This is a genomic window from Bacillus sp. JJ1521, from assembly GCF_036965165.1.
Classification (GTDB): Bacteria; Bacillota; Bacilli; order Bacillales; family Bacillaceae_L; genus Ferdinandcohnia.
Genome location: NZ_JBALOX010000153.1, coordinates 1 through 6,455, shown reverse-complemented (window position 1 = coordinate 6,455; position 6,455 = coordinate 1). Strand labels below are relative to the sequence as shown.

Here is a 6,455-nt window from a genome sequence, read left to right as displayed (position 1 = left end):
ACACATACCCAACTGGCAACCCAATTACCCAATACGAGATTAGTGTCATCACAAAGGTTGTATTTACATCCTTGTAGCCGCGAAGTGCTCCTTGAATAGGTGCAGCAATCGCATCTGAAAGCTGGAAGAAGATAGCATATATTAAAAATTGAGTTGTTAACTTGATAACTGCAACATTTGTCGAGTACATTTTTGCAATAGGCTCTTGGAGAGTAAAAATAATCGTAGCGCAGACGAGTGCCATCAACACTGCGAAACAAATGCCTAAAACACTATATTGTCTTGCATCCTTGAATCTATTCGCTCCAACCTCAAAGCCAACAACAATCGTTAAAGCCATCGAAATACTTAACGGAATCATATAAAGCAAACTCGAAAAATTGATTGCAACCTGGTGTGCAGCGATCGTAATGGTATTAAATTCACTCATTAACAATGTTACGGCAGAAAATATACTTGTTTCAAAAAAGATTGCAAACCCGATTGGCAATCCGAGCTTCAATATTTCACCCCAGCTTGAAAGCGAAATAGCATAAAACTTGCGTAATACACGATACTCAACAAACGGTGTTCGAGTTAAAATAATCAAAACAGCGATTAACACAATCAGCCAATACGTAATCGCAGTTGCATATCCAGCCCCAGCACCGCCCAACTCAGGAAATCCAAATTTCCCAAAAATCAAAAAGTAATTAAACAACACGTTAATCGGCAATGCAGAAAGGGTAATTATCATTGTCACACGCGTATGACCAAGCGCATCAATAAATGAGCGAAGTACCGAATACACAAAAAGCGGTACAATTCCAAATGATAGACCGATTATATATTCTTTCGCAATTTCACGAACCTCGGATTCAAGCTTCATTGTCCCTAAAATGGGCTCTAACACAAACCCGCCAATAACTGCAACTACTAAAGCTAAAATGATTGAAATATAAACACCCTGCATCACTGAATATGGCACTTTATCCCTTTGTTTAGCCCCAACATATTGGGCGATTATAGGTGTGATGGCCACCAAAATCCCAGATAACCCAGTATATACTGGCACCCAAAGACTCGACCCAATCGCAACACCTGCAAGGTCATTTGCTCCTGCACGACCTGACATCATTGTATCCACAAAATAAATGAGATTTAGACCAACCTGTGTAACGAGTATGGGAAAGAGGATATGAAAAAATAATTTAATTTTTTCTTTTAAACTAAAAGTTTGATTCATAGTACAATTTCCTTAAGCCCTTCTATTCTGATTAATGGATTATATCACAAAAACGACATGATTGAAGGGGAAATTTAATCATAAACAATGCAAGACTCGTCCTTTTCCCAATTTTAGTGTAAAGTAGTAATCGGGTATGAAAATAGCCAATCTAATCGAAACTAGGAGTAAAGGGGGAATTCAACTTGATAAAATTATTTTCAGATAGTGATTTAGATGGAGTAGGATGTGGACTTGTTGCCAAGCTAGCATTTGGTGATGAAGTTGATGTCTCCTATTGCTCTTACCGAAACTTAAACGAGCGTGTGGAAACATATATTGAAAATCCCGAACACAATCAAGCAAAAGTATACATAACCGATCTTGCTGTCAATGACAAAAATGAAAAGGCATTGGAAAAGCGTCATAAAGCAGGTCGCCACATACAGATGGTTGACCATCATAAAACAGCCATGCATTTTAATAAATATGACTGGGGATTTGTACAGGCTGAATATGAATCTGGCAAGAAAACATGTGCAACCTCTCTTTACTATGAATTTCTTCGTGAAAAAAATCTGATTGAAGAACATAAAGGTTTAGAAGAATTTATTGAGTTAGTAAGGCTCTATGATACGTGGGAATGGGAAACTGAAAATCGAGTCAGTGCAAAACGTCTCAATGATTTATTTTTTATCATTGGAATTGAGGAATTTGAAGGTAAAATGCTGGATAGACTTCAAAACAATCGAGATTCCTTTCAGTTAACAGAAGCTGAGGATTTTCTATTAGATACGGAAGATCGGAAAATCGAGCGCTATATTAATTCGAAAAATAGACAAATGGTGCAGACGTTTATCGAGGACTATTGTGTTGGGGTTGTTCATGCCGAGCAATATATTTCTGAACTTGGAAATGCGCTAGGCAAGCTAAACCCACACCTAGACTTGATTGCGATTCTGAATGTTGGTACGAAAAAGATTGGCCTTCGTACTATCTATGATGAAGTTGATGTATCCGAATTTGCTAAGCGATTTGGCGGAGGGGGACATCCAAAAGCATCTGGTTGTTCAATTGGTGACACGGCATTTGAGCTTTTTGTAAAAAATACGTTCCCATTGTATGCGATTCGCCATGATGCACCTGAGAACCAACTTAACGTAAAAGAGAAAGAAAATGGAACTCTTTTTGTGAATCGTAAAGGAGAGAAGTCTTTTATTTTCAAAAAAGAAGAAAAGTGGGTTATCCACCACGATAAAAAAACGCTTGATGCAAAGTTTTCTTCATTTGATGAAGCGGAGCGTTTTGTAAAACGTCAATTTGCTAGTGGCTTAGCCTTTGATAATGAACTTATTTCCTATATTCGCGAGCATTTAAATAAGAAAGAAGATGCAATAAAAGCAAATTTAGACGGCGCATTAGTAAGTATAAAGAACCAATTTTAAAACTTCTGAAAATGAAACGTGTGTTCGCGTGGTAAAATGTGCTATAATGAAATGGCAATAGGTTGTCCATAAGGGTGGTCGGCTAAGCTCCCAGTGAAAGGGGGTGATGCCTATATGACGATTTTTGAAAGCCTGGTGATTATGCTTTCGTTTGCGTCTCTTGTTGTTGCGATTTTATCTTTTGACAACAATAAAAAATAGACCTCCCTTTTTCCGCTAAAAATCGGGTGAGGTCTATCTCTGTATTAGGCTGATCCTCTTAGTGGGACCATTCTATTGCTAGGCCGTAGATGCTCGCTACATCTGCGGTCTATTTGTATTTTACAACTATTTATAATTATCATACCATATCTTCACCAAAAATGTCACCAATACTTAAATTTCAAGGTGAATTCATTGCCCCACTATACAAACTTCTGTAAAATCATGAGGGTATAAGAAGATATATACGAGAGGATTTGATACTTCATGACAATTCAACTGGAAAATTTGAAGTTACCGACAAATATACAAACAGAAATTTCAAATAGAAAGAACCAAGTGTCAGGCGATGAGCACTTAATCGGCAATGGGGGCTATACACCTTCAGATATCAACATTATTCGTGACGCAATTATTGCTCTAAGTATTGGTAAAAATGTCCTCCTAAAGGGACCAACTGGATCAGGGAAAACAAAGCTTGCCGAAACGATATCAAATTTATTTCAGCAGCCAATGTACAGCATCAACTGCTCTGTTGATCTTGATGCAGAAGCCTTACTTGGCTACAAAACCATTCAAGATCGTGAAGGAAAAATGAAAATCGAATTTGTTGCAGGCCCGGTCATTAATGCAATGAAGAAAGGGTATCTTCTGTATATTGATGAAATCAACATGGCAAAGCCAGAAACNNACCCTTTTACAGCTGAAGTGGTTCGTGCGGAAAATGGCTTTGGGGTCATTGCTGCGATCAATGAAGGGTATGTGGGGACTGTTCCTTTAAATGAAGCGTTGAAAAATCGTTTTGTTGTCATTGACGTTCCATATATTCAAGGAGAAACACTAAATGAAGTTCTTAAAACACAGTCTGTATTACATGATGAAAAATTAATCAATAAATTTGTCTCCTTATCATCTGATCTAATCACACAGGTTCGTGGTGGTATGCTATCAGAAGAGGCTGCGTCTATTAGAGCGCTGATTGATACATGTGATTTAGCTATGTACATGCCGCCATTACGCGCTATTGAACGGGGTATTACTGAAAAACTTGAGGATGATCGAGAGAAAGCAGCGGTTAAAAATATAGCAGAAACTCTGTTTGAGTGAGGTTTATATAATGAGATTTATTCAATTTAATGATAAAAAGGTCGACTCCTTCCTGTTCATGGAATTATCCGACCTTGCCAAAACAATCTCAAAAAATCCTGAATTTGAAATTGAGTTAGGCTATAAATCATATCTCGATCCCATTCAACAAAAAGCCATCATAAGTCATTTTTGGGATAATCGACCGACCGCAGACAAACGGAATGGATTATTAAGTGATGTCTATTTACGAACAATCGGAAGTATGAAACACACGAATTTTAAAGATATTGATCAGTATTTGAAATATTGTAAAAAAAGCGAGCTTCCAAGCTTTGCTAAACAGCTGTTCATGCTTCTTGAGGATTTTCGTCTAGAAGAGCTTTGTATAAAAGAACGTCCCGGAACGCGAAAATCTTTTACTGAAAGACGAAGGATCTATCGAAAATATTATGGAGATCAACTTCATGTCAACATAGTTAAAAGTGTTCCATCTGATGCACTGTTTAATGCCATGTTTATCCTTTTAACAGCCGAGTCTCCGCTTGAAGAAATTCCATCGATTCAACATAAAATTGATCTTGTTATTCCATTTCTACGGAGTCAAATTGCGAAAGTCTTTGATGCAAAAACAACAAAAGACATTATTAAACTTTGTGAAGAAATCATCGATGTTCTAGAAGATGTCCTTGATGAAGACATGTTAAACACGTATTTTCATTTACCAGAGCTTGATTATGAAATCCTTGAATACGGCTCAACAATCGATGACTTGAAACGCAAGGATAAGTTGAAAAACAACGATGTGCTTGATGATGTGAAAAAAGGGGATGAAGATATCCATGAGGAGAAGTTCGAAACCTGGCATCGGGAAACTAGCACACCAACGAAAAGCTTTTTACAATTTGATTTAGAACAAGGATCAAGAACGAATCTGATGGGAGAAGGGGCAAGAGAAGGCGAAGAAGGGGACCAAGCGTTAGGGATTGCCCAAGGATCGTCACGTCAAAGTAAAGACAGTGATTACTCCAAACTGGAGGCAATGGAAATGATGCATTCTGAGAAAGAAGGTTCTTCAGAATCCGAATTTGGAAGAGAAAATCGCTTTGCCTTTCCGTTCTTTAAGAATGCACGCAAACCAACAGACACTGAAGTCCTCCAATACGAGAAAAACAAAGCTGTAATCGCACCATATCAGAAGAAGCTAAAGCAAATGATCCTAAAAACATTGGAGCATAAAAAGAATCTCCCGAGAGGAGACTTGCATTTTGGACGATTAAATAAAAAGCTCATTCGTATTTTTACGGACGATAATCCAAGATTATTCTATAAAAAAGAACAGCCATCCCATCAAATTGATGCTGTATTCTCATTGTTAGTCGACTGCTCCGCTTCTATGTTTGATAAAATGGATCAAACAAAACTAGGGATCGCCCTGTTTCACGAAGCCTTAAAATCTGTTCAGGTTCCTCATGATGTTACAGGTTTCTGGGAGGATACCAATGATGCAGATAGTACGAAGCAACCGAACTACCTGCAAACAGTTATTGATTTCGATTCTAGTCTAAAACGAAGCTATGGTGCGGAAATCATGCAGCTCGAGCCAGAGGAAGATAATCGCGACGGTTTTTCGATTCGTTTGCAAACGAAAAAGCTACTGCAGCGAACAGAAAAACAAAAATTCCTTCTCGTCTTTTCTGACGGCGAACCAGCAGCATTTGATTATGAACAAAATGGAATTATCGATACACACGAAGCTGTGCTTAAAGCACGAAAACATGGTATCGAAGTCATCAATGTCTTCTTATCAAATGGAGAGATTGATGAAGGCCAACAAACAACAATCCAAAACATTTACGGAAAGTACAGCATATTGGTACCAAACATCGACCAATTGCCAGATGTTTTATTTCCATTGTTGAAAAAGCTGTTGTATAAGAGCATTTAAGCAAATGTAAATCTATTAACGTAAATCCAGCTGTTTATAGCTGGATTTTTTTCTATGAAAGAATGTTCCCTCACCATAAATCATATGATGAAGTATCAAGAATATAGGGGTGAAGGAAGTGCAGGATTCGAACCATTTTACACAACTACCAGAGGAGCTAATTACAAGATTTTTCACATTAAGTGAAAAGGCGAAGGAAATTGACAAGGAATTAAAGGAATTGAAGAAGGTCCTTAATGGTTATTTTGACGAAACAGTAGGAAAGCAGGAAAAAGGAGAGTCGGTCGTAGGAGATTACAAGATTCAACGACAAATACGTTGGTCTGAAAGCTATCATGATGAGAAAATGGTAAACAGATTAGAAGAATTAAATCTTGTTGATTGTATTCAAATTATTAAGCAACCCGATCAGCAGAAGATAGAAGCAGCGATTACACTAGGATTGCTTGGACAAGCTGATATCGAAGATTGTATTGTAAGAAAGACCACCAACGCGATTACTGTCCGTAAAATCTAAAAAACAGGAGAGCCTCGCCTCTCCTGTTTTTCTTCAATGTCTAGCTCCAGGCGC

The 6,455-nt window shown here is 37.8% G+C and carries 6 protein-coding genes; 5 read left to right on the top strand and 1 reads right to left on the bottom strand.

The genetic code is table 11. The features are described 5' to 3' along the window. On the bottom strand, positions 1-1,225 hold a 1,225-nt coding region (locus V7147_RS19085; RefSeq protein WP_335369417.1), incomplete at its 3' end, for an MATE family efflux transporter. A gap of 185 nt (positions 1,226-1,410) precedes the next feature. On the opposite strand from V7147_RS19085, the gene V7147_RS19080 reads away from it, so the two are divergent. The 5 genes from V7147_RS19080 to V7147_RS19065 all read left to right on the top strand — a co-directional run bounded on the left by V7147_RS19080 (position 1,411) and on the right by V7147_RS19065 (position 6,401). After that, positions 1,411-2,649: a DHH family phosphoesterase gene (locus V7147_RS19080; RefSeq protein ID WP_335369416.1), complete on the top strand. Its 1,239-nt coding sequence runs from the start codon at positions 1,411-1,413 to the stop codon at positions 2,647-2,649. A gap of 114 nt (positions 2,650-2,763) precedes the next feature. Then, complete coding sequence (locus tag V7147_RS25255) at positions 2,764-2,850, top strand: putative holin-like toxin (protein ID WP_420708861.1); 87 nt, start codon at positions 2,764-2,766, stop codon at positions 2,848-2,850. 267 nt (positions 2,851-3,117) lie between these two features. Further along, positions 3,118-3,957, top strand: coding sequence for an AAA family ATPase (locus tag V7147_RS19075; RefSeq protein WP_335369415.1), 840 nt, complete (start codon positions 3,118-3,120; stop codon positions 3,955-3,957). A 10-nt stretch (positions 3,958-3,967) separates the two neighbouring features. Then, positions 3,968-5,884 carry a vWA domain-containing protein gene (locus V7147_RS19070; RefSeq protein ID WP_335369414.1) on the top strand — a complete coding sequence of 639 codons (1,917 nt, stop codon included), beginning with the start codon at positions 3,968-3,970 and terminating at the stop codon, positions 5,882-5,884. Positions 5,885-6,002: 118 nt separating this feature from the next. Continuing rightward, the gene (locus tag V7147_RS19065) at positions 6,003-6,401 is read left to right on the top strand and encodes a hypothetical protein (protein WP_335369413.1); all 399 of its coding nucleotides are present in this window, start codon (positions 6,003-6,005) and stop codon (positions 6,399-6,401) included. The last annotated feature ends 54 nt before the right edge of the window (positions 6,402-6,455 follow it).